The organism is Paraburkholderia sp. JPY419 (genome assembly GCF_050435705.1).
GTDB lineage: Bacteria > Pseudomonadota > Gammaproteobacteria > Burkholderiales > Burkholderiaceae > Paraburkholderia > Paraburkholderia youngii.
Window position 1 is genome coordinate 43,692 of the sequence record NZ_JBNDKV010000001.1, and the last position, 22,017, is coordinate 65,708.

Annotated in this window: 20 protein-coding genes; 12 read left to right on the plus strand and 8 right to left on the minus strand. The window is 62.6% G+C overall.

Annotation, left to right across the window (positions count from 1 at the left end):
• Window positions 1–128: 128 nt before the first annotated feature.
• From QFZ91_RS00240 to QFZ91_RS00260, 5 genes are all read left to right on the plus strand, one after another.
• The gene (locus tag QFZ91_RS00240) at window positions 129–929 is read left to right on the plus strand and encodes a transporter substrate-binding domain-containing protein (RefSeq protein ID WP_176111508.1); all 801 of its coding nucleotides are present in this window, start codon (window positions 129–131) and stop codon (window positions 927–929) included.
• Between the two features lie 361 nt (window positions 930–1,290).
• Window positions 1,291–2,964 carry an alpha,alpha-trehalase TreA gene (gene treA, locus QFZ91_RS00245; RefSeq protein ID WP_429565812.1) on the plus strand — a complete coding sequence of 558 codons (1,674 nt, stop codon included), beginning with the start codon at window positions 1,291–1,293 and terminating at the stop codon, window positions 2,962–2,964.
• 74 nt (window positions 2,965–3,038) lie between these two features.
• The gene (locus QFZ91_RS00250; protein WP_429565813.1) at window positions 3,039–3,407 is read left to right on the plus strand and encodes a DUF2784 domain-containing protein; all 369 of its coding nucleotides are present in this window, start codon (window positions 3,039–3,041) and stop codon (window positions 3,405–3,407) included.
• 526 nt (window positions 3,408–3,933) lie between these two features.
• Entirely contained in the window at window positions 3,934–5,769 is a 1,836-nt protein-coding gene (locus tag QFZ91_RS00255; protein WP_429565814.1) for a S10 family serine carboxypeptidase-like protein, read from the plus strand.
• Between the two features lie 57 nt (window positions 5,770–5,826).
• Window positions 5,827–6,219 carry a 2-oxoglutarate dehydrogenase gene (locus QFZ91_RS00260; RefSeq protein ID WP_184227037.1) on the plus strand — a complete coding sequence of 131 codons (393 nt, stop codon included), beginning with the start codon at window positions 5,827–5,829 and terminating at the stop codon, window positions 6,217–6,219.
• Window positions 6,220–6,328: 109 nt separating this feature from the next.
• Here the strand turns inward: QFZ91_RS00260 and QFZ91_RS00265 are convergent, their stop codons facing one another.
• The 4 genes from QFZ91_RS00265 to QFZ91_RS00280 all read right to left on the minus strand — a co-directional run bounded on the left by QFZ91_RS00265 (window position 6,329) and on the right by QFZ91_RS00280 (window position 8,983).
• Complete coding sequence (locus QFZ91_RS00265) at window positions 6,329–6,742, minus strand: VOC family protein (protein ID WP_429565815.1); 414 nt, start codon at window positions 6,740–6,742, stop codon at window positions 6,329–6,331.
• An 88-nt stretch (window positions 6,743–6,830) separates the two neighbouring features.
• Window positions 6,831–7,133, minus strand: coding sequence for a hypothetical protein (locus QFZ91_RS00270; RefSeq protein WP_429565816.1), 303 nt, complete (start codon window positions 7,131–7,133; stop codon window positions 6,831–6,833).
• 177 nt (window positions 7,134–7,310) lie between these two features.
• Entirely contained in the window at window positions 7,311–7,805 is a 495-nt protein-coding gene (locus QFZ91_RS00275) for a helix-turn-helix domain-containing protein (RefSeq protein ID WP_429566621.1), read from the minus strand.
• 104 nt (window positions 7,806–7,909) lie between these two features.
• Complete coding sequence (locus QFZ91_RS00280; RefSeq protein ID WP_176111517.1) at window positions 7,910–8,983, minus strand: AI-2E family transporter; 1,074 nt, start codon at window positions 8,981–8,983, stop codon at window positions 7,910–7,912.
• Window positions 8,984–9,439: 456 nt separating this feature from the next.
• On the opposite strand from QFZ91_RS00280, the gene QFZ91_RS00285 reads away from it, so the two are divergent.
• A complete protein-coding gene (locus QFZ91_RS00285) occupies window positions 9,440–10,717 on the plus strand; it encodes a hypothetical protein (RefSeq protein ID WP_429565817.1) in 1,278 nt (425 codons plus the stop codon).
• 39 nt (window positions 10,718–10,756) lie between these two features.
• On the opposite strand, the gene QFZ91_RS00290 is transcribed toward QFZ91_RS00285, so the two are convergent.
• Complete coding sequence (locus tag QFZ91_RS00290; RefSeq protein ID WP_176378495.1) at window positions 10,757–11,545, minus strand: hypothetical protein; 789 nt, start codon at window positions 11,543–11,545, stop codon at window positions 10,757–10,759.
• A 305-nt stretch (window positions 11,546–11,850) separates the two neighbouring features.
• Here QFZ91_RS00290 and QFZ91_RS00295 point away from each other — a divergent pair, with 305 nt between their 5' ends.
• Window positions 11,851–13,437 (plus strand): phospholipase D family protein, encoded by a 1,587-nt coding sequence (locus tag QFZ91_RS00295; RefSeq protein ID WP_429565818.1) that lies wholly within the window; start codon window positions 11,851–11,853, stop codon window positions 13,435–13,437.
• A gap of 8 nt (window positions 13,438–13,445) precedes the next feature.
• Here QFZ91_RS00295 and QFZ91_RS00300 read toward each other — a convergent pair whose 3' ends face one another.
• Together QFZ91_RS00300 and QFZ91_RS00305 are read right to left on the minus strand one after the other, a co-directional pair.
• Entirely contained in the window at window positions 13,446–14,000 is a 555-nt protein-coding gene (locus QFZ91_RS00300; RefSeq protein WP_429565819.1) for a hypothetical protein, read from the minus strand.
• A gap of 116 nt (window positions 14,001–14,116) precedes the next feature.
• Window positions 14,117–14,500 carry a PLDc N-terminal domain-containing protein gene (locus QFZ91_RS00305; RefSeq protein WP_176111522.1) on the minus strand — a complete coding sequence of 128 codons (384 nt, stop codon included), beginning with the start codon at window positions 14,498–14,500 and terminating at the stop codon, window positions 14,117–14,119.
• A 239-nt stretch (window positions 14,501–14,739) separates the two neighbouring features.
• Between QFZ91_RS00305 and QFZ91_RS00310 the strand changes: the two genes are divergently transcribed.
• Complete coding sequence (locus QFZ91_RS00310; protein WP_429565820.1) at window positions 14,740–14,913, plus strand: hypothetical protein; 174 nt, start codon at window positions 14,740–14,742, stop codon at window positions 14,911–14,913.
• A 14-nt stretch (window positions 14,914–14,927) separates the two neighbouring features.
• Here QFZ91_RS00310 and tssH read toward each other — a convergent pair whose 3' ends face one another.
• Window positions 14,928–17,618, minus strand: a complete 2,691-nt coding sequence (tssH, locus tag QFZ91_RS00315; protein WP_429565821.1) for a type VI secretion system ATPase TssH — start codon at window positions 17,616–17,618, stop codon at window positions 14,928–14,930.
• A gap of 484 nt (window positions 17,619–18,102) precedes the next feature.
• Between tssH and QFZ91_RS00320 the strand changes: the two genes are divergently transcribed.
• The 4 genes from QFZ91_RS00320 to tssF are packed head-to-tail and all read left to right on the plus strand — an operon-like array spanning window position 18,103 to window position 22,015.
• A complete protein-coding gene (locus QFZ91_RS00320) occupies window positions 18,103–18,798 on the plus strand; it encodes a TagK domain-containing protein (RefSeq protein WP_429565822.1) in 696 nt (231 codons plus the stop codon).
• Entirely contained in the window at window positions 18,782–19,618 is an 837-nt protein-coding gene (locus tag QFZ91_RS00325; RefSeq protein WP_429565823.1) for a type VI secretion system accessory protein TagJ, read from the plus strand. The genes QFZ91_RS00320 and QFZ91_RS00325 overlap by 17 nt, the downstream gene beginning before the upstream one ends.
• Window positions 19,615–20,133: a type VI secretion system baseplate subunit TssE gene (tssE, locus tag QFZ91_RS00330; RefSeq protein ID WP_429565824.1), complete on the plus strand. Its 519-nt coding sequence runs from the start codon at window positions 19,615–19,617 to the stop codon at window positions 20,131–20,133. The genes QFZ91_RS00325 and tssE overlap by 4 nt, the downstream gene beginning before the upstream one ends.
• Window position 20,134: 1 nt before the next feature.
• Window positions 20,135–22,015, plus strand: a complete 1,881-nt coding sequence (tssF, locus tag QFZ91_RS00335; RefSeq protein ID WP_429565825.1) for a type VI secretion system baseplate subunit TssF — start codon at window positions 20,135–20,137, stop codon at window positions 22,013–22,015.
• Window positions 22,016–22,017: the final 2 nt, after the last annotated feature.

Below are 22,017 nucleotides of genomic sequence, written 5' to 3' on the forward strand. Positions count from 1 at the left end.
ACTTTTGGAGTGCTAGGATGACGCCGCACCCCGACATGATCCACGAAACGAGACAGTCGAGAGTGTGCACACGATGATGAAATCGTTGCGTCGTGCAGCCTGATACTCAAGTACAGAGGAGACACTCAATGAAACTTTCGAAGCTGCTGATTAACGCGCTGGCCATCTCCGCCTTCAGCTTTACCGCAATCGCGGCTCATGCCGAAGATCTGCTCGACTCGGTCAAACAGGCTGGAGTCCTGAAGATCGGTCTGGAAGGCACCTATCCGCCGTTCGACTCGCGCAACAAGGACGGTCAACTGGAAGGCTTCGACGTCGATGTCGCAAAAGCCGTGGCGGCGAAGCTCGGGGTAAAACCGGAGTTTATTCCGACCGAGTGGAGCGGCATTATCGCGGCGCTGCAGAGTGGCAAATTCGACGTCATCATCAATCAGGTCACCATTACCCCGCAACGCAAACAGGTTCTTGATTTCAGCCAGCCATACACGTACTCGGCCGCGCAGCTGATTCAACGCGCGGACGACAAGCGTGAGTTCAAATCGCTCGACGAATTCAAGGGCGACAAGAAGATCGGCGTGACGCTCGGCACCAACTACGACCAGATGGCGCGCGCAGTACCCGGCATCAACGTGCAGACTTATCCGGGCGCACCCGAGAAGCTGCGCGATCTCGCGGCCAAGCGTATCGACGCCACCATCGACGACAGGCTGATGCTGCCTTACATCATCAAGAACTCGCAATTGCCGCTGCGTACGGGCGCGGTGCTGAAAGGCGCCGACCAGGAAATGGGCATCCCGTTCCGCAAGGACAATCCGAAGTTCGCAAAAGCACTCGACGATGCGCTGACCCAAATGAAGCAGGACGGCACGCTCAAGAAGATCTCGATGCACTGGTTCGGTACGGACGTGACACAGCCTCTCGCGCAGTAAATTTCTCGTTGTTCTCCCGTGCCCGCGCCGGCCTGCAGAATGGTCGACGCGGGTACGTCGCTTGCTCCGCGAGCGGTTTTTCTCGCGGAATCGCTCGCGCTCATCGCTTCCATTGCTTCCAATCACGAAGCACGCGCAAATACGCGATTGCGCGCATCTTCCCCTTCGTTCATCACGTTTCGATCTTCATGCTGAGTGCATACAGGATGTGCTGCGCTGCAGTTGCCTGATGCTTCGAAAGCGTGCGATGCTTTCGGGGCCATTGATCCGGCCACCTAGTGCCGGACTCGCATGTCGTCGGGAGACGACGTCGAATGGCGTGCGAAGAGACCAGTGACATGCCCACAACCTTGGAGGCATCATGAGCACTCAATCACTGTCTCGCAGCAGCACCGCATCCAGCACGCATCTCTTCCCCAGCTTAAATGACCACTTCGTGCCGCGACGTTCGCCGATCACGCTCGGCATCGCGTGCATCGCCACGCTCGTCTTCGCATCCGCGAGCTGTCTGGCCGATACCCAGGTGGGCGCCGCGCTGCCGCCCGCGCCCGACATCCTGTACGGCGATCTGTTCGTCGCCGTGCAAACCGCGCAGATCTTCAACGACCAGAAGACGTTCGTCGACTCGACGCCGAATGGCAGTCCCGCCGCGATCGTGCAGTTATACGAAGCGCAAAAGAACCAACCCGGCTTTTCGCTGCAGAAATTCGTCAGCCAGTACTTCACTCCGCCGCCCGATCAGAGCATCACGCCGCCGCCCAATCAGAGTCTGCGCGAGCACATCGACTGGCTCTGGAGCGGCCTCACGCGCACGACGACGAGCGCGCCCGACTACAGCTCGCTGATCCCGATGCCCAAACCGTACGTCGTGCCGGGCGGCCGCTTTCGCGAGGGCTACTACTGGGATACCTATTTCACGATGCTGGGGCTGCAGGAGTCCGGACGTGAAGATCTCGTCGACGATATGCTCGACAACTTCGCGTACATGATCGACACGTTCGGTCATATCCCGAACGGCAATCGCACGTACTATCTGAGCCGCTCGCAACCGCCGTTCTACTCGTATATGGTCGAGCTCGCGGCGCAAAAGGAAGGCAATAAGGTTTATCAGAAGTACCTGCCCGAGCTGCGCAAGGAGTACGCGTACTGGATGCAGGGTTCGGCCAGCACGCCGCGCGGCGGCGCGACGCGCAATGTCGTCGTCCTCAACGATGGCACCGTGCTGAACCGCTACTGGGACGAGCTGGACACGCCGCGCGACGAGTCCTATCTCGAGGACGTGCAGACCGCGCAGGCGAGCGGCCGGCCGGCCAACCAGGTCTACCGCGATCTGCGCGCGACCGCCGAAAGCGGCTGGGATTTCAGCTCACGCTGGTTCGGCGACAACCAGACGCTCGCCACGGTGCGCACGACATCGATCATCCCCGTTGATCTGAACAGCCTGCTATTCCATCTCGAGACGACGATCGCGCGCGGCTGCTCGGCGACACGCGACTTCCATTGCGTCGCGCAGTTCATCGGCTACGCGGCACGTCGCGCGGAAGGCATCAACCGTTATCTGTGGAATAGCAACGGCTACTACGGCGACTACGACTGGCAACTGCGCAAGTCACGCGACAACCAGACACCGGCGATGCTGTATCCGCTGATGGCCGGCGTGGCGTGGCCCGATCGCGCGTGGAAGACTGCGCAGACCGTGCAGAACGTGCTGTTGAAGCAAGGCGGCCTCGCGACCTCGATCTATAACACCACGCAGCAATGGGACGCACCGAACGGCTGGGCGCCGTTGCACTGGATCGCGATTCAGGGCCTCAAGCGCTACGGACGCACCGATCTTGCTCAGTCGATCGGCACGCGCTTTCTCGCGGACGTCCAGAACGTCTACAACACGCAGCAGAAGCTCGTCGAGAAGTACATCGTCGAAGGTGCGGGGGAAGGCGGCGGCGGGGGTGGCGAGTATCCGCTGCAGGACGGCTTCGGGTGGACCAATGGTGTGACGTTGATGCTGCTCGATCTGTATGGCAATGGGCAGTGAGGCGCCGCGGCATGTTCAGGCGAGTGCACTGAGCTTGGCCTTATGATTCCAGATACATCCCGAGTGGAAGCAGAATGATCTGGCTCGCCAATGTTGTTCTCGTGCTGCACGCGCTGATCGTGGTGTTTATCGTCGGCGGACTACTCGCGATCTGGATCGCCCACGGTTTGCGACTCCCGTGGGCGCGCAATCGCGCGTTTCGTACGCTGCATGTTCTCGCCATCGGTATCGTCGCAATGCTCGCGGTGCTCGATGTGCCGTGCCCGTTGACCGTGCTGGAGGACTATCTGCGCACGGGCACGGCTGGTCCGCAAGGCTTCATACAGCGGTGGGTAAGCGCCTGGCTGTACTACGACTTTCCACCGTGGGTGTTCGTGGTCGCCTATGTCGCGTTCTTGCTGGCGGTGATTCTTACCTGGTATCGAATTCGGCCACGGGCGTGACTCGAATATCGCCTTTTCAATTCGATGGAGGATACGTTTGCACCGGTTAAATTTACCATTTAATTCTATTTTTTGAAACGCGATTAATTCCGACGACTTTCCCACGAAAATTCAATGCAATGCGGATAAATCCGGACAGCATTTCTCCGCGCCAAGCCGCCGAGACCGCACCGGTGCTCGCTGACAGACGCTCTTTATCCCGAATAGCATAATCACCGCTCCATCCTTGACAAGACCTCATTTCGCATTCTATTTTCACTCTTGCTGTAAGCACCGGAAAGATTCAATTTTAGATTTCTCTTGAAATGTCGAGATAAATCGACAGGGAATTCCTTTGCCCATTCAATCGATAACTCTGGAAAGCAAATAGAAATATCAACGCAAGCAATTTGAATCAATGAATTCGGAAAAGCTGTCCATGCAAGCGCTGCGTGCCTTCGAGTGCGGTGCGGGTTATTCGATCTCCAACGCTCGCGACCGGGGAAAAGCGGCCTTTGTGTAGCGGTATCACTCACCAGGGAACGAGATGAAACCAGACAGAAAGAGTACCGACGATGGCCGCGTCCGTCGTCATGGACGGCTAGCCGCGCTAAGCGTGCTGACACTCGGAATCGTGATCGTCGCCGGATGCGGCGGCAGCGATGGAGGTTCGTCGGCGTCGGCGGTCCCAGGCAGCATGGCGCAGGTCGCCAAGCAGGCGCAAGCCGCATCCGCGCCGCAGACGCCGTCCGCCAATCAGCCCTACACCGATCTCACCACCTATTCGACGAGCGCGACGTCCGGCATTGCCTCGTCACTGGTCGCGGAGAAAGCGGCGATCATGCACTACCAATGGACGTCCGGCAGCACCACCATCAACTACACGACGACCACCGGCCATCTGACCGCAATGGATCTGACGAGCGGCGCACCCGAAGCGACGATGTCTTATGTCGCCTACACGGCGCCGAGCACGGATGGCAAACCGCGTCCCGTCACGTTCGTCTATAACGGCGGGCCGGGCTCTTCGTCGATCTGGCTGCGGCTCGGATCGTTCGCGCCGACGCGCGTCGCGACCGCCGATCCGCTGCTGAACGGCACCAGTTGGCCGAACTACCCGCTCGTGAACAACACCGAAAGCCTGATCGACACGACCGATCTCGTGTTCATCGATCCGCCGGGCACGGGCCTCTCCGAAGCGATCTTGCCGAACACCAACCAGACCTACTGGAGCACCGATGCGGACGCGAACATCATGCGTGACTTCATCGTCCGCTACCTGACGGTCAATTCGCGCAGCAGCTCGCCGATCTATCTGTACGGTGAATCGTACGGCACGCCTCGCACCGACATCCTCGCGCTCGCGCTCGAATCGGCCGGCGTGCACCTCACAGGGATCACGCTGCAGTCCTCGATCCTCAACTACTTCGCGGATGCGATCGAGGCGGTGGCGATCACGGGTTCGCCCAATCAGCTCGCGCTCGAAACCGATACGTTGAGCGGCTACATGCCGGGCTATGCCCAGGTCGCGGCGTACTACAACCAGGTGTCGCCCGCGCCAGTGAATCAGGCGGCTTACGCGCTTCGCAGCGAGGCGTTCGTGACCGCCAACTACAACCTGTTCAAGAACTATTCGCTGTACTGGACGTTGAGCCAGCTCGGCGCGCCCACTTACGCGGGACCGCCGAACTTCCCGCCGACGTGGCTCGAGAAGTTCTGGGACGCCGAATCCGGCCTCACGTTGCAGGCGATGCAGGGTTACTTCAACATCGATCCGTTCAACCTCACGCTGGTGCCGGGCTCGACCATCGGCCGCTACGATGGTCGCGTGTCGTTGCCCAACTCGGACCCGCGCCTGCAAAGCGACGGCGACCCGTCGGACATCCTGATCTCGCTGCCGTTCACCAATGCGTTGGCCACGCAGATGCCGGATTACCTCGGCTACACCGCACCGAACGCCGCGTATATGCCGCTGAACGACGCGGTCATCGAGGCGTGGAATTTCTCGCACGGCGGTCAGCCGCTGCCCGACACGATCCCCGATCTGCTCGGCGCACTGAAGCTGAATCCGCAACTGAAGGTGCTGGCGGAAAACGGCTACCACGATCTGGCCACGCCGTTCTTCAATACCGAGAAGCAGCTGGCGCGACTGAAGACGGTGCAGGGCCTCAATCCGAATCTGCAGGTCAACTTCTTCCAGGGCGGGCATATGATTTATCTGGATGACGTGGCGCGCCCGCAGATGAAGGCGGACCTGGCGGCCTTCTATGGTGGCACGCCGATAGCGGGCGCACTCACGCTCGCGACGCTGCCGCAGCCGTGGGCCGACGAAGCGCCCGCCGCCACGCCGACGAGCGAGGCGGTCGCCGCGGCCGCGCCCTGATCGATGGTGGTTTCGCTTCGCGCGAGACCCTCCGACTACTTTTTATGGCGAGTGATCATGTCTTCAATCGATATCTTGCGACGTACGCTGGCGTTGATCGTCCTCGGTGTGGTCGTCGGTAGTGCGCACGCGCTGCCGCCTCAGCCGGTCGCGCCCGTGACGCTACCCCACGGCGGACACGGCGTCGACGGTCCGTTCTTTCCTCATAACCGTGCTAGCGCGGTCGCGCCGACCACCGGCTCGACATTGCAGCAGCAGGCTCAGCAGCGCATGGAGAGCAGGCTGGGCGCGAATTCGGTGCTCAGCAACGGCTCGTCGATCACCAAGGCTCAGGCGCAAAGCAATGGGCTCGGCTATATCGCGAGGCATTTTGACGAGATCGATAGCGCGCATTCGGGTCGTGTGACGTTGAACGACGTGCGGCAGTATCTGCAGCAGCATCAGCAGTGATACCCGATTAGGCCATCGGTCCCGTAGGTGGGACGGCCGGCGAACGCGTCGCGATCGTGCGACTTGGCGCCGGCCGTTTGTGACTACGCGCCGCGCGGATCGCTTACGCTCACTTCTCCGCCGCCGCCTGGATCATCTTCCATCCATTGCCCGCCGGATCGCGAAAGCCCGCATCGACGCTGCCGAAACGATCCACCGGCTCCTGCGTGAATTCCACGCCGCGCGCCTTCAACTGCGCGTAGCTCGCCCGACAGTCGGCAACGCAGAGCACCAGCGGCGGCATCGCTCCCTTCGCGACCATCGCGCGCAGCGTTTGCGCGGTCGCCTCATCGTGGATCGGCGGCCCCGGCACGAACAGGCCCAACTGGAAAGTCGGCTGCTCCGGGTGCTGGACCGTGAGCCAGCGGTAAGCGCCGTTGCGCACGTCCGTGTGGACGCGAAAGCCGAGCTTGTCGACGTAGAACGAAAGCGCCGCGTCCTGATCGTCGACGTACAAACCGACCACATCGATACCCTGATTCATGACTCCTCCCTCGGTGGTTGAGGGCTCGACTGTATCGCCGAGCACCGGGCGGCGCTTCTCCAGAACTGCGCTCGGCTCGCGCGCCGGTTCAATGCAATTCGTTGAACTCGACGCGCCGGCCCTTCATCACCAGCGGGATACGCTCGCCCTGGCCCGTCAGACAACTCAGATCGCGCCTGCCGATGATCTCGGCGGGGGGCAGCACTTGTGCGCGGATCGAAAACTTGTCGCTTTGCATCCGATGGCCCGGGCCGAGCAGATCGGAACCGAAGCCCATCTTGACCCCGGCGCGCTTGAAAATCTCCAGCGGCTTCAAGCCGGCTTCACGCACGATGTCGATCTTGGCCGCGCTCTCGGCCGACAGGCCATAGCGCACGCCCTCGATATGCAAGGCCTCGCTCTACGCGCGGGAATCGTCGACATAACTTCCTTCCAGAAATGGCGGCGCCGTGGCACCGGGCTTGATCGAACGAGTATAGGAAGTCGAAATGGGCGGGTCTTGGTTGGAAGCCGCATCGAATATGCGGATTCCGGCATCAAGGCGCGGCGGGCGCGAGCACTGCCTGATTCATGTTTTCTCGCTGGCAGGAGGCTCGGCAGCGTCGCCGTTCGCGCGGCGGCGCTTTTCCAGAACCGCGGTCGTCAGGTCCGGACGTTGCGCGGCCTTCAGCACACAGGCGGGCACGCGATCGAGTTCGGTCTGATTGGCGCGTGCCTGCACGCGCATCTCGCTCGGGCTCAGGCCGGTGATGTCGCGAAACACGCGGCCGAACGTGCCGAGGCTTTCCCAGCCGGTCGCGAACGCGATGTCCGTGATGCCGAGGTCGGTGTCACGCAGCAGCGTGGTGGCTTGCTCGATACGCCGCGTCAACAGATAGCGGTGCGGCGGCACGCCGAAGGCCCGCTTGAACGAACGCGCGAAGTGCGCTTCCGACACGCCGCTTACTTCAGCCAGGCGCCGCACCGGCCAGGCTTCGTGCGACGCGGCATCGATGCGGTCTTTCGCGCGCAGCAGGCGGCGCAACAACGCCGGATCTTCGAGCGCTTCGGCGCTGCCCGGGATCGGAAGAGGGGCTGGAGTTCAGGGTCGTGTGAGCGGGACATGAGTTCGCATTGGAACGGCTCGTCGAAGAACACGCTGGTGAAAGGGCCGCCGCGGCAACCGCTTCAAGCGGTCTGCTCGGTCTTGCCGTAAGTGAGCCGGCCGTTTTTCGACAGCAGCACCGCGACCGGCCGCGTCATTTCGAACTCGGAGAAAATGATCGTCATGCTGGCGGTGATCGGCACCGCGAGAAAGGCGCCCGGCACGCCCCACAACGCCGACCACACCGCCATGCTCGCGACAATCGCGAACGGGCTCAGGTTCAGCGAATTGCCCGTCAGATACGGATCGAGAATATTGCCGATCACGAAGTGAATCGCGGACAGCGAAACCAGCACGATCAGGACCGAATTCACGTCGCCGAACTGCAGTACCGACATCAGCACCGGGAACGCAACCGCGAGCACCGAGCCGATATATGGCACATAGTTCAGCAGCGCGGTCAGTATCGCCCACAGCCCGGCGAACTCGAGGCCGACGCTGCGCATCGCGAGCCAGCAGAGCCCGCCGAGCAGCACGCCGAGAAACGTCTTCAGCGCGAGATACGCGCCAATGCGCCGGTTGATGTCGATGACCACGCCCCGGATGCGCGCCGCGTTGGTCGAATTGGCGGTCATGTTCGCCAGCTTGTCGCCGAACGTGCGGCGCTCGAACAGCAGAAAACTCGCATACAGCACGATCACGAACAGGTCGATGATCATCGACGAGAGCGACGCCAGCAGGCCCGTCACCATCGCCTGAATGTTGAGTTGCGTGAGTATGTTCCGCCGCAGTGACTCCCAGGTCGGCTCGCTTTCGAGGTGCAGCAGCGTCGAGATCTTGTGGATCATCAGCAAGACCGAGTCCTGGTAGCGCGGCGCGAGCGCGACGAGCGCGTCATAGTTGGCGACCAGCATGTCGACCGCGAAGAAAATCGCGGCGCAGATCAGGAACATCGACAGCCCATAGCGCAACTGCACCGGCAGCCGCGGGCCGATCAGCGGAATGCGTTGCAGCAGCCGCGTGAGGTCGACCACCAGGTACACCGCGATCGCGCCGAACACGATCGGCACGAAAACCGCACGCCCGATATACAGCAACCAGCCCACAATCAGCAGCAGCAGCACTACGTATACGGACGCTTGCAATCTGTCGGTCATTGGTCAGTGCTCCATGAATCCGCAAACAGGTGCGCCCGCGCTCGACCCGAGGACGACGGCGATCGCCGCGCACGCGCCCGCCGTACGAGCCCCTTACACAGCAGGCCGCGCGATGGACAGAACCGATCTTCGCACAGAACGATGACAGCTCACATATAAAGCGCGCCAGATCGTTCCGTCCGCAAACTCCAGGCCGATACCTCGAAATGCGCCAGCAGAATGTCGCGGAACGTTGTGATGAGCCGCATTCGCTCGTGAAACCATCTGTTACGCTGTTTTAATCGGTTTCAATCACCTGACGTGATCCGACGCGAGCGCCTGCGCCACGCGGTGGTAGCGCTTGGTCAAATCCACGCAGTGAAGCCCGCGCCGCGCGTGGCGGTGCGATGTCCGCACTAGGTCTGTGCGCGATGTCCGCTGCACGCATCCCTCTCAATTCACGGCATGGAGAACGAGATGCTGCAACGGCTGGGGTCGCGATTCGTCGCATTCGGTCTGATCTGGACATTGTCCGCTTGTGGCGGCGGAGGTGGCGGCAGCGGCGCGGAGCCGGGCGGCACCGGCTCGAACGGCGCGGCGGGAGCGACCACCCCCGCATCGAGTCCCGCGCCCGCATCGAGTCCGACACCGACATCAAGTCCAACTCCGGCGTCGAGCCCGTCGGGCGCATCGGACGCGAGCGCGACGACGCCCAAGCTCGCCGCCGCGACGCCGATCATCGACGGCGCGACACTCGGCGCCGCCATCTGGCCCGCGGGCGCCACCTCAGCGGGCGGAACCGGTCAGCCCGTCGGCGGACTGAACTGCGCGTTGCGCAGCACCGCGTACACGTATGCGCACGTCTCGATCTACCAGAACGGGCAACTCCTGACGCTGCCGCCCAACATCGGCATGGTCGAGCCGACCATCACCGCGCCGACTGGCTGCGCGTATCCGGTGCACACGGTCGATTCGAGCGGCAAGATCCATATGGACGCGACGACCGGCGCGACCTATACGCTCGGCCAGTTCTTCTCGATCTGGGGAGAGCCGCTGAGTGCGTCGAACGTGGCCGGTCTGACCGCCTCGCCGGTCTCGATCTACGTGAACGACGGCGGCACGCTCACGCAATACACGGGCGACCCCGCGAGCCTCGTGCTGAAGCCGCACGACGAAATCACGATCATGGCCGGCACGCCTGTCACACAAGTGCCCACCTATACGTGGACCGATCCGCCGCCGTTCGACCCGAACCCGATCACGCTCGTCTTCGGAGGCGTGGTCGGCTCGTCGTTCTGGCCGAACGGCACGACGTCGACGGGCGGCAACGGCTCGCCGGTCGACGGCCTGACCTGCGCGCCGAACATGAATGTGCTGTACCACGTGCACGCGCACCTCGCGATCATCAAGGACGGGCAATGGCTCGCGTTGCCGGCGAACGTCGGCATCCTGTCGCAATGCACGTATGAAATGCACACGCACGACAACACCGGCATCATCCATATGGAAGCGCCGAACGCAAAGACCTATACGCTCGGCGACTTCTTCGATATCTGGGGCGAGCCGCTGACGAGCACGAACGTCGCGGGCATCATGGGCGACGTGGTCGCGTATATCAACGACAACGGCGATTCGCGCCGCTATATGGGCGACTTGCGCAATATCGAACTGACATCGTTGCGCGACATCACGCTGCAGATCGGCACGCCGCCGGTGAGCACGTTGGCGACGTATTCGTGGTACGAGCCGCAGTAACATCGGCCGCAGGCCGCATCACTTCGCCGTGACGCGGCTTCAACGCGGCGTACCCGAATGCCCGATGCCGCCCGGCCGGCGCGGCATGATGCCCGCGACGGAGCGCGGCGCCGTGTTCGCGACCAGAATCATCGACGCGCCGGCAAGACCGCTCGACACATGCTTCAACGCATGGCCGGCGATCACGTGATGCGTGAGCTCCCATATCTGCCAATCGAGGCTTTCGAAAATCTTCGCGACCCCGTAGAAGACGATCACGAGCGTCCATGCGATCACGCCGTCCACCTTGCGCGTGAGCGTCATGCCGACGATCAGCATGAGGCCGCCGAACTGAAGAATCGCGTAAGGCCACAGGCTGTTGAATACCAGCCAGTAGCCGACGGTAGCGGGCGACACGACCACCATGATCAGCATCTGCGCCCAGCCGACGCGCTGTCCGCTCCACGACGTCCATAGCATCGCGAGGATGCCGGCGAACACGATCGTCATCGGCAGGCGATCCCAGACGAGCGTCGCGTCGTTCGGCGCCATGTGGTAGTAAGCCGAACCGAATGCGGTGAACAGCAGCCCGATCGCGGCGACGACCATGCCGGGGAATTGCGCCGGCTGGTTCGACGCATGCCGCGTGACCCAGCGCAGACAGAGCACGCCGGCGATCAGAATGACGACGTTCGAGAGCACGTCCGCCGCATTGTGCAGCGGCCCCAGCGAGCGCTGATCGGCGAAGTGGTGATACGAGGCCGGCTGCGCGAGCGGCCATATCATCTGCAGCACGGTGCCCGCCACGAAAAGCAGCACGCTAGCCAGCAGCAAGCGGGAGATCTTCACGTTGCTCGACTCCACAGTGGGGCGAAATACTCGAAGGCGCCGTGAACCGGACCTTTTACGCCTCCTGGCGACCCTTTACGCTGACGCGAAGCGGATCACGCTCGCTCGCACGGAAACCGTGCGGCCGATGCGCAGCCGGGTTGGCCCCCGTTCGAATTCGCGCAGCCTGCTCGTATCATCGGACAAAGCGCCTGGCGCAACAAGAGCGTCGGGCGGCGCACCGATGGATATGCGCTCATAGTATTCTTCTCAACCAATGCAAGCTGCGTGCAAGAACGCGCGACCCAAAGGAAGACCTGGACTCCATGCAAGCGCAGATACCCCACCCGTCGTTTCCGCATCGTCGATGGAAGGGCGCGCTGTGCGCGCTGCTGTGCGCAAGCCTGCTCGCCGGCTGCGCGCGGTTACCGTCGCTCGAGGACCGCAAGGAGTCGCATGCGTTGTCGCCCGCGGTGGCGGCCACCACGGATCTCGGTCGCGCGGTCGCGCCCGAGTTGGCCGCGCACACGGGGCTGGCGGGCATTTATCCGCTGGCGGATGCGCATGTCGCGTTTGCCGCGCGCATGGACCTGATCCGTTCCGCGCAACGCACGCTCGACATCCAGTACTACATCTGGCGCGACGATCTGACCGGCACGCTGCTGCTCGAACAGATCCACGAAGCGGCGGACCGGGGCGTGCGGGTGCGCCTGCTGCTCGACGATCTCGGCATCGCGTCCGCGCTCGACCCGACACTCTCGGCGCTCAACTCGCATCCGAACATCGAGGTACGCCTGTTCAACCCGTTCGTCGTGCGCAGCCCGAAATTTCTCGGCTTTGTAACCGACTTCTCGCGCGCCAATCGGCGCATGCACAACAAGTCACTGACCGCCGACGCCACCGCGACGATCCTCGGCGGCCGCAACATCGGCGACGAGTATTTCGATGCCACCGACGGCGTCGTCTTCGCCGACCTCGATGTCCTCGCGATCGGACCGGCCGCGGCCGATGTGTCGCGCGATTTCGACCGCTACTGGGCCAGCGCGTCGGCGTATCCGGTCGACAAGATTCTGCCGCACGAGAGCGTCGATGAACTGGCCACGCTCGAGCGTGATGCGCAGGCGATCGAACAGGCCCCCGCCGCCGCGGAGTACAAGGAAGCGCTGCGCGGTCCGCGCGTCGTGCAGAACCTGCTCGACCACAAGCTGCCGCTCGATTGGGCCAAAACGAAGATGATCAGCGACGACCCCGCGAAAGGCTTGAACGACGCGCCGCCGGAAGCGCTGATTCCGCACCAGCTACGTGAAGTGATGGGCCAGCCGACGAAGTCGCTCGACCTCGTCTCGCCCTATTTCGTGCCGGCGAATACGGGCACGCAGTTTCTGAGCGGCCTCGCCGCCCAGGGCGTCGATGTGCGCGTGTTGACGAACGCGCTCGAAGCGACCGATGTCGCCGCCGTGCACTCGGGCTATATCAGGCGGCGCGTCGAGTTGCTGCAAAACGGCGTGCACCTGTATGAATTGCGGCGCGTGGCGGGCGTCACCCAGAAGAAAGAACAGTCGCCGGGGCCGTTCGGCAGCTCAGGTTCGAGCTTGCATGCGAAAACTTTCATCGCCGATTCCCAGCGGGTTTTCGTCGGTTCGTTCAACTTCGATCCGCGCTCCGCGCATCTGAATACCGAGCTTGGCCTCGTGATCGACAGCCCCGATCTCGCGACGCGGGTCGATCGAAAATTTCTCGCTTTGCTGCCGACAGTCGCGTACGCGGTGCATCTCGACGCAAACGGCAAGCTGTACTGGATCGAAACCAACGACGGCGTCGAAACCCGCCTCGATACCGAACCGAATGCGACGTGGTACGCGCGGCTCGGTGTATGGATGCTGTCGATTATGCCAATTGAGTCGTTGCTATAGCTTGCGGTTCAGAACCGTCGCAAATCGCGATCCCGCAATGGATCGGGCGAGCGCTGCGTCGCGCGCAACACGCCGTTGGTGTCGAACGCAAAATTGAACAGCATGTGGTTGATGTTGTTTTCGATGTAACGGTACGACCAGACTTCGCGTTGCGAGAGCCGGAAAAACTGCGTCTGCACGGGGCGGCCGAAATTGGTCAGCACATCCTCGCGCGTCCATTTGCCGATTTCCGCGCGATTGAATTCGCTCAACTGCAACACTTGACGCACGCTCACGATCTTGCCTATAGCGTCGATGTCGGCGGCGACGGTGGTCGAGCCCATCGGCTGGGTCGGCCACATCAGCCTGCGGCCGCCTCCGGGCAGGTCATAGGTTTCGCGCGGCGGACCCATGCGGGCTATGATCGCCGCTTGATCCTGGCCAGCCTGGAATTGCTGCCACGGTTGCGCGCAAGCCGCGAGCATCAACGCCGTCACGCACGTGAGCGCGGCGCGGCGCAAAACCAGCGGCGCCCGTGCCGTTCGCGCACCAGCGTTTCGAACGTGGGCGACTCGGGCAAGCATGGGTTCCTCCCGTTACGTTCGATCGCGCGTCGATCGGGAAACCCTCACCGCGCAAAAGCCAAGGCGACACGGGCAATGCGCCCGCTCGCCGATGGCTGCACTGAGGTAACCGACGCTTACTGCACGAGCTTCGCGCGCAGACGCGAGTGCTCGTCCGCAGAAATGGAACCGGACGCCTTCAGCTTGTCGAGCTTGTCGATTTCATCGGCGACACTGAAGCCCACCACATTGCGCAAATCTTCGCGCATCTGCCTGGCCCGCGCCTGATCGCGTTCCGCCATGCCGCGATGCTGCGTGAGCAGATACGCGAAGATGCCGATATACGGCAGGATGATCAGGAAAATCACCCACAGAACCTTGCCCCATCCGGACACGTCATGGCGGCGGAACAGGTCACTCGACACCGTGATCAACAGCCAGAACCACAGAATAAAGATGAAGATGGAAAAAACGTCGGCCAGAAAATTCGGGAATGTGAAACCATCATTAAAGAAGAGCATTGTTGTTCTCCAGTCATTCCGGTTGCAATTGAAAAGGCGTAACGGATTTCGACCTATGGTTGCCTGCTATGGATGGCGCATACGATTAGCATGGCAGCGCTGAAAATCTACCATGACCGCATGTCGATTGGGCACGTGCATTCATACTGTATGAAAGACATGCGCATGATGCGGAACTTTTTGTCTTTATAGACTATTCCGTTCAAGGAACGCGAGCAATTTTTAAGGATTCCCTTCGATTGGCGATTTCTGACGATCTGGCGATCGTGCCGCTGGCATTGGACATGCATCATGTGAAAACGATGTCAAACGCGAGCGCCATTGCTATGCAAAAAAAATGCCAAAAAGAGTGTTTGCGAGATGCATCGATTGAATGGCAGCCTTCATTAACTGTCGTAAAGAAACCCGAATAAATTCGGAGCATGCGTCAGCAGCTAGCCCGGACCACGAGCGCATCGGCAGGTGCCGCAGCCGGATGGGTCACCTCGATTGTCATATGCGTGAGCGCGCTTTTCGCTGCAAACGCATCGAGCCACTGCCGTGCGAGGCGCGGCAGCACGTGCTGTTCGATAAAGCCGATCAAAAGACGCGCCCCGGTCTCCTGCACGAGGCAGCGCCCGACGATGTAGTCGACCACCTCCGACGCATAGCTCAGCGCGATGCCGTTGTTATCCGCCATGCGCCGAACGACGCGATCGAGATGCAAACGCACGATCCGCGCGAGCGAATCCGAGCCCAGCGGACGATATGGCACCAGCGTCACACGCCCGAGGAAGGCGGCCGGAAACGCCTTCAGCAATTCCGTCGCAAGCGCGGAACGCAGACCGTCAAAATCCGGTGCAAGCATTTCGTCCGCGCATAGGCTCGCGCTCAGATCGGCGCCGACATTGCTGGTCATCAGGATGGTCGTATTGCGAAAATCGATATAGCGACCATCGCCGTCTTCCATGTAGCCCTTGTCCAGCACCTGGTAGAACATTTCATGCACGTCGCCGTGCGCCTTTTCAATTTCGTCGAGCAGCACGACCGAGTACGGACGTCGGCGCACCGCTTCGGTCAGCACACCGCCCTCGCCGTAACCGACGTAGCCCGGCGGCGCGCCCTTGAGTCCCGAGACCGTATGCGCCTCCTGATATTCGCTCATGTTGATCGTGATGAGATTCTGTTCGCCGCCGTAGAGCGCCTCCGCCAACGCGAGCGCGGTTTCCGTCTTGCCGACGCCGGACGGTCCCGCGAGAAGGAAGACGCCGAGTGGCTTGCGCGGGTCCGCGAGCCCGGCGCGCGCCGTCTGCACGCGCTCGCCGATCTGTTGCAAAGCGTCGTGCTGGCCGATCACGCGCGCCGCTAGCGTGGCGGGCAGCATCTGCACGGCGCTCACCTCGTCGGTGATCATGCGTCCGACTGGAATACCGGTCCAGTCAGAGACGATGTCGGCGACGATCGCTTCGCCGACTTCCGGAAACACGAATGGCGTAGCCGCCTGCAGGTTCGATAGCGTGCGCTCCAGCTCGCGCAACGTCTGCAGTTCGCTCGCCGCGCTATCGCGCGCGTCGGCCTCGGGTCCGCCTGCTGCGGCGCGCGCGCTCACGGCCTCGCGCGCGGCCGCCAGCGCCTTCGCCGCCTCGGACTGGGTCTGCCAGGCGGTTTCGACAATACGATCCTCGAACTCGAGGGTTGCGATGGTCGCGTTGACGTCGGCCAGCGCGGCCTCGCTGCCAAGCCCGATACGCACCTCGTTCCCGAGCAGCTCGGCTTCGACGCGCGCCGCTTGCAAGCGCTCGCGAATCCGCTGCAATTCGCGCGGCGGCGCATGCTGCGATAGCGCGACGCGCGCGCAGGCGGTGTCGAGCAGGCTGATCGCTTTGTCCGGTAACTGACGCGACGGAATATAGCGATGCGACAGTGTCACGGCGGCGCGAATCGCTTCGTCGAGAACCACGACGCCATGATGGCTCGCGAGCGTGCGCGCAAGTCCGCGGACCATGTCGATCGCGGACGGCTCCTCTGGCTCGGCGATCTGCAGCACCTGAAAGCGCCGCGTGAGCGCCGGGTCTTTCTCGATGTGCCGCTTGTACTCGGCCCACGTCGTCGCGCCGATCGTGCGCAACGTGCCGCGGGCGAGCGCCGGTTTCAGCAGGTTTGCCGCGTCGCCTGTGCCGGCCTGACCGCCGGCGCCGATCAGCGTGTGAATCTCGTCGACGAACAGCACGACCGGAGCCGCCGACTTCGCCGCCTCCTCGAGTACCGACTTCAGCCTGGCCTCGAATTCGCCCTTCATGCTCGCGCCCGCAAGCAGCGCACCGACGTCGAGGCTCAACAGCCGCACGTCGGCAAGTTTCGGCGGGACTTCGCCGGCCGCGATTGCGCGCGCGAGACCTTCGACGACCGCCGTCTTGCCAACCCCGGCGTCGCCGGTCAAAAGCGGGTTATTTTGGCGCCGCCGCAACAGCACGTCGATCATCGTGCGAATCTCGACTTCGCGGCCAACCACCGGATCGATTTCACCGGCGCGCGCACGTGCGGTCAGATCCGCGCAAAACTGCGCAAGTGCCGCCGCGCCCTTCGCCGAGGCTGCAAGCGCACCGGACGCCTCGCCCGGCACCGCGGACGAAAAGTCGCTCTGGTCGTACGGGGTGTCCTTCTCTTCGGGGGAACCGTCGATCCAGGCTGGCAACGCATCGTGAAGGCCGTCGACGGCAATCTTGCCGAACTCCGGCGAAATGGCCAGCAGCAAGCGCCGTAAGTCCGGCGTTTCGACAAGCGCCGCCATCAGCCATGCACCGCGAATCCGCCCGTCGCCGAATGCCAGCGTCGCGACGACCCACGCGCGCTCGATTGCCGTCTCGACATGATGCGAAAAATCCGTGAGCGCGCTCGCCCCGGACGGCAGCGCGGCAAGTGCCCTCTGCAGGTCCCGCTCGAGCAGTTCGCGGCTGATGCCGCAGTGTCTGACGATGCGGTGCAGGTCGCTATCGGACTGCGCGAGCAGCTGGTGCAGCCAGTGCACCAGCTCGATATACGGGTTGCCGCGCAGCTTAGAAAACGCCGTAGCGGATTCGATGCTCCTGAAGAGCGTCGCGCCGAGCTTGCCGAACAACGCATGGCGTGAAATGGACATGATGACGTTGCAAATAAAGATGTTTGTTGCGGAAAGGCGTGGCTCTGCCGTGGCATCCGGCACACCGCGCGCAGGTATCCGAAAAAGCGTGCTGGCCACACTGATCGAGCGACAATGATAGCCGGTCGATCGCTGCGTGTATTTGGGCCGTCGCCCATATTCCGCTCGAGGTGCGCGAAGTAGCATTCACATCTGCCAGGCGCCAACCGCATTTTTAGTTGGTGATCCTTTTATTTCTGCGTCGGGAGAGTCTTTTACCAATGCGCGCTTTACAGGCAGATCTGATTCGCCATTGCATACCGGCCAAGCCATGACTGGATATCACGCTCGCTGGGACCATTCGCCTTTCGAAGCGGGTGCGCTCAGGACGTTCGCACGAACCATCCAGTCTCTCGGGCTCGTTCGTACCGCTTCGCGAAACGGTCACGTCGGCGTGGCGTGTCCGTCTGACGCTGTTCCGAGCGCGCATCCCGACCTTCAGCTTATGCCCGATTTGTTACTGAACCCGCCTCTCGAAAATACGAACGCGCCTGAAGAATCCGTCCCGACACCACCGTCGAGCGTGAATCCGCCCGCGGACCGGATCGAGCCCGTGCTCACGAAGCCGGATGACTTCAGCGACCTGATCGCACTAGCCGACGAGGACGATGACGATCCGCTGCAGTTGCGGCGCGAACCGCATTCAGCGGAACGCGGCGGACACGACGGCATGGCAAAGCTTCTGGCAGCCGACATCAATGAAGCGGACCCGCTCGCCGCGCTCACGCTCGAATACCGTGACGCGCTGCTGAACCGGAAGAGCGAGAACGGGCCCGAGCCCAAGGCGTCGGCCGAAGCTCAGAGCGAGTCGATCATCGGGTCACCTCCCGATCCGTTCGCCGAACTTGTCGATCCGTCGCAGACGGAAGCGTCCGTGTTCGACCTGCTGACGCAGGGGAAGAACATCGACACCCTGCTCGATGGTCTTGACTCGTTCGGCGCCGAGCAGATTTTCGAGGCGGACCAAACGCACGAGATCCTCGCGCTGCTCGCGCCGCGCGGAATTCCCGCAAACCGTGCGAGCAGGACCGCGCTGCTCGCACGCGAAGAACATCACCTGGTGAGCATGGACAGCCACATCGCCATGCCTGAATCGATCGAATACGAAGAGCCTGCATTTTCAGATGAACATAACCGCTGACCTGCCCAAGTCGGACCCTCCAACCCTTAGCAGCCTGCTCGACGCGCAGACCTACGGCGAACTGAAGGAGCAAACCGTCGACAAAGTGCGCAAGCATCCGTCGAACGTGCGCGAACGCTGGCTGCTGTTCGAGCTGTTGTGCCTGGACGGCGAATGGAACCGCGCGCTACAGCAGTTGCAGACGTGGGCCACGCTCGAGCCGGAAGGCACATCGCGCGCCCAGATGTATCGCGGGCTGATCCGCAGCGAGATGTTCCGCGCCGAGGTGTTCGCGGGTCAGCGCACGCCGGGCGAGATCGAGCCGCTGCCCGAATGGGTGAAAACACTGCTGCAAGCCAACCTCGAGCTCGGCGAGGGCAACCTCGCTGCCGCCGACGAACTGCGCGGCGCCGCGTTGGACGCCGCGCCGGCCACGCGCGGCGAAAGCGCGCAGATCGGCGATTTCGAGTGGCTAACCGATAGCGATAGCCGGCTGGGTCCGGTGTGTGAGCTGACCGTCGCCGGCGGTTATCGCTGGGTGCCGTTCGACTCGATGAAATCGCTGACACTCGGTCCGGTCACCGCGTTGACCGACCTCGTCTGGCGCTCGGCCGTCGTGGGCCTACGCGACGCGACTGTCCTGCGCGGCTATCTGCCGGTGCGCTATCCCGGCTCGGAAACTGGCTCCGCTGCCACCCGGCTCGCGCGCGAAACCACCTGGAAAGACGTTGGAGAAACGGGCGTGATCGCGCTCGGCCAGAAAACCTGGAGCACCGACAAGGGCGACATCGGCCTGCTCGACATCGCCGAATGCCGGTTCAATCACGACGAGCGCGTATGACCAGGTCCGACGCGCGGCACCGGCAAGCCTATATGCCGTCGCTGATCGACCGCCTGCTCGACGACGCGCCCGCGCGACGCAGCGAGCGGCCCGACGCCTATGCGCCGAACAGCGAAGGCATGCGCCGCATCATCCAGCGTGATCTGAGCCTGCTGCTCAACACGACGAACCTGGACGACGAAATGGACATCGCGCGCTACCCGATGCTAGCCGAATCGGTCGTCAATTACGGCATCCCCGCGTTGTCCGGCAGCTACCTCGCCAGTCGCAACTGGGAGACCGTCGAGAAGATGGTACGCAACGCAATCGTGCGCTTCGAGCCGCGTCTGATTCCCGAGTCGCTGCGCATCCGGCCGCTCAATAGCGAGAACCCCGTACGCTACAGCCAGCTCGTGTTCGAGATTCACGGCCTCATGCGCTGGTCGCCCTATCCACTGGAATTTCGCATCCAGAGCGCATTCGACATCGAAACGAATCACGTCACGTTCGACGCGGATACCGGCAGGGGAAATTGACATGGACCCGCAATTTCTCGACTACTACAGCCGCGAACTGACGTACATGCGGGAAATGGCCGGCGAGTTTGCCGCGCAGCACCCGAAAATCGCGCGCCGCCTTGGCATGGAGGGCATCGACGTTGCCGACCCCTACGTGGAGCGGCTAATCGAGGCATTCTGCTTCATGTCGGCGCGCACGCAGATCAAACTCGATGCCGAGTTTCCGCGCTTTACGCAGCGCCTGCTCGAAGTAGTCTATCCGAATTACGTCGCGCCGACGCCGGCGATCGCGGTCGCGCAGTTGCGTCCGAGCCTGCGTGAAGGCGATTTCACGAAAGGGCTGAAAGTGCCCCGGGATAGCATGCTGCGCTCGGCCATCCCGCCCGGCGAGCAAACCGCGTGCGAATTCCGCAGCAGCCAGGACGTCACGCTTTGGCCTATCGAGATCGTTGAAGCCCGGCTTACCGCCGTGCCGCCGGATATCCCCGACACCGATCGCCATCTGTTGCCCCACGTGCAATTGCGCGGCGCTTTGCGGCTGCGCCTGCGCACAACCGGCGAAGTGAAGTTCAGCCAGATGACGAAGTTCGACCGGCTGCCCATCTACATCGGTGGCGACGAACGTATCGCTTCGCATCTGTTCGAGCTGATCCATGCCGGTAGCGTCGCTTCGGTCGTGCGCGCGTATGGTGCGTCGCGAGACGAAGGGCACGTGGTCGCGAAAACGCCGGTCACATTCGAAGGTCTGCAAGCGGAGCAGTGCCTGCTGCCGCTTACCTGGAATACGTTTCACGGCCACAACCTGCTGCAGGAATACTTCGCATGCCGCCAGCGCTTCTATTTCTTCGCGCTGACGCAGCTCGCGGCCGGTCTCGCGCGCGTGGACAGCAAGGAAGCGGAGATCGTGCTGCTGCTCGACCGTCTGCCGGAAGAGCTTGCCACGCACGTCGACGCAGCGCGTTTCCTGCTGTTCTGTACACCGGTCATCAACCTGTTTCGCAAACGCACCGATCGCGTCGAAATCAATCGAGCGCAAACCGATTTTCATCTGCTCGCCGACCGCACCCGGCCGCTCGACTATGAGATTTTTTCGGTGTCCCGCGTATTCGGTCAACGGGCGCAGACATCGCTCGAAGTCGAATTCAACCCGCTCTATCAAACACTGCATAGCGACGTGGGCAACCACGGCCGCTATTTTTCGGTGCGTCGCGAGCAGCGCGCGCTGTCGGCCAATGCGCGCAGGTACGGCACCCGCACGCCGTATATCGGCACCGAGGTCTACGTGTCGCTCGTCGATCAGGTGGAGGCGCCGTACGCCGACGACATCCGCTACCTGTCGGTCGAGGCGTGGGTCACGAACCGTGACCTGCCGCGTCTGATTCCGCGTAACGGCAAATCCGACCTCACGATGTCCGACTCCGTGCCGATCGAAGGCGTACGCCTCGTGCATGCACCGAGCGCGCCGCGCGCGCCGTACGCGAGCGGTGAAACGGCGTGGCGTCTGATCCGGCAGCTGAGCTTCAACTACATGCCGCTCGCCGAACTCGACCACGGCGACGGCGGCCAGGCGCTGCGCAACATGCTCGGCCTCTTCATCGCGCCGGGCGAGCGCGAACAGGCACGGCAAATCGAGGCACTGGTCGGTGCACGCACCGAACCGGTGGTGCGGCGTCTGCCGGGCGACGGGCTCCTCGTCTATGGGCGTGGCGTGCGCTGCGAACTGACGGTCGATGAAACCGGCTTCTCAGGCATCAGCCCTTATCTGTTCGGCCTGGTGCTCGAGCACTACCTCGCGCGCCACGTTTCGATCAACGTGTTCACGGAAACCGAACTTCGTTCGATGCAACGTGGCCTGATCACCCAATGGCGGCCGCGCATGGGCGGACGCGGAGCGGTATGAGC

Bases quoted from the DNA above. Each gene is read 5' to 3' on its own strand.
- QFZ91_RS00240 (WP_176111508.1), top strand. From the start codon at position 129: ATGAAACTTTCGAAGCTGCTGATTAACGCGCTGGCCATCTCCGCCTTC.
- treA (WP_429565812.1), top strand. From the start codon at position 1,291: ATGAGCACTCAATCACTGTCTCGCAGCAGCACCGCATCCAGCACGCAT.
- QFZ91_RS00250 (WP_429565813.1), top strand. From the start codon at position 3,039: ATGATCTGGCTCGCCAATGTTGTTCTCGTGCTGCACGCGCTGATCGTG.
- QFZ91_RS00255 (WP_429565814.1), top strand. From the start codon at position 3,934: ATGAAACCAGACAGAAAGAGTACCGACGATGGCCGCGTCCGTCGTCAT.
- QFZ91_RS00260 (WP_184227037.1), top strand. From the start codon at position 5,827: ATGTCTTCAATCGATATCTTGCGACGTACGCTGGCGTTGATCGTCCTC.
- QFZ91_RS00265 (WP_429565815.1), bottom strand. From the start codon at position 6,742: ATGAATCAGGGTATCGATGTGGTCGGTTTGTACGTCGACGATCAGGAC.
- QFZ91_RS00280 (WP_176111517.1), bottom strand. From the start codon at position 8,983: ATGACCGACAGATTGCAAGCGTCCGTATACGTAGTGCTGCTGCTGCTG.
- QFZ91_RS00285 (WP_429565817.1), top strand. From the start codon at position 9,440: ATGCTGCAACGGCTGGGGTCGCGATTCGTCGCATTCGGTCTGATCTGG.
- QFZ91_RS00295 (WP_429565818.1), top strand. From the start codon at position 11,851: ATGCAAGCGCAGATACCCCACCCGTCGTTTCCGCATCGTCGATGGAAG.
- QFZ91_RS00300 (WP_429565819.1), bottom strand. From the start codon at position 14,000: ATGCTTGCCCGAGTCGCCCACGTTCGAAACGCTGGTGCGCGAACGGCA.
- QFZ91_RS00305 (WP_176111522.1), bottom strand. From the start codon at position 14,500: ATGCTCTTCTTTAATGATGGTTTCACATTCCCGAATTTTCTGGCCGAC.
- tssH (WP_429565821.1), bottom strand. From the start codon at position 17,618: ATGTCCATTTCACGCCATGCGTTGTTCGGCAAGCTCGGCGCGACGCTC.
- QFZ91_RS00320 (WP_429565822.1), top strand. From the start codon at position 18,103: ATGCCCGATTTGTTACTGAACCCGCCTCTCGAAAATACGAACGCGCCT.
- QFZ91_RS00325 (WP_429565823.1), top strand. From the start codon at position 18,782: ATGAACATAACCGCTGACCTGCCCAAGTCGGACCCTCCAACCCTTAGC.
- tssE (WP_429565824.1), top strand. From the start codon at position 19,615: ATGACCAGGTCCGACGCGCGGCACCGGCAAGCCTATATGCCGTCGCTG.
- tssF (WP_429565825.1), top strand. From the start codon at position 20,135: ATGGACCCGCAATTTCTCGACTACTACAGCCGCGAACTGACGTACATG.